The 511-nt window shown below is 39.3% G+C and carries 1 protein-coding gene and 1 pseudogene; both read left to right on the top strand.

The features are described 5' to 3' along the window. Window positions 1-101: pseudogene (locus ACT3R7_RS20745) on the top strand (bacteriophage T4 gp5 trimerisation domain-containing protein); the annotation flags it as partial. Window positions 102-181: 80 nt separating this feature from the next. Continuing rightward, window positions 182-511, top strand: a 330-nt coding sequence (locus ACT3R7_RS20740) for a hypothetical protein (RefSeq protein ID WP_496199470.1), incomplete at its 3' end; no start/stop codon positions are given.

The raw sequence follows: 511 nt of genomic DNA, 5'->3' as shown, positions 1-511 counted from the left end.
ACAAGGCCGCTGGCTTCAATGAGCTGCGCTTCGAAGATGAAGCCGGGGAGGAGCAGATCTGGGTTCACGCCCAGAAGGATCTTGACCTGCTGACCCTCAACTATGATCCATCAGGAAATATTATTCATGTTAAAGACAAGCTTAATTGTGGCGTATACCAGTAATGGCTATGAGGTGAGTGATGGAAAGATTTGATGTTCTGAAAAAACTTATTGAGTTTAGCGAGCCGGTTGATGAATTGTCTAATATCCTAAAAAGTTATAGTTGGGATTATGATGGCGAACCTATCGTTCTTACTGCTTCACATATTAGATCAGTGTTGAAAAGATTCTTAATCGATGAACTTGATCCTGAAAGTCTTGAAAAATGGGCAAACGTCATAGAATGCCGAGAAGATATTGATTTTGAGGAAAATAATCATATGGAAATTGACAGTGTAATTCACTATTTAGCAAACTCCAAGATAGAAGGAGCTTTAACAAAAGGAGTTTGCGTTAATATGCTAGCTACC

The sequence above is a fragment of the Halomonas sp. AOP43-A1-21 genome (assembly GCF_052376775.1).
Lineage (GTDB): Bacteria > Pseudomonadota > Gammaproteobacteria > Pseudomonadales > Halomonadaceae > Vreelandella > Vreelandella colorata.
Note: the sequence above shows the minus strand (reverse complement) of the source record. Positions and strands in the feature narration are given on the sequence as shown.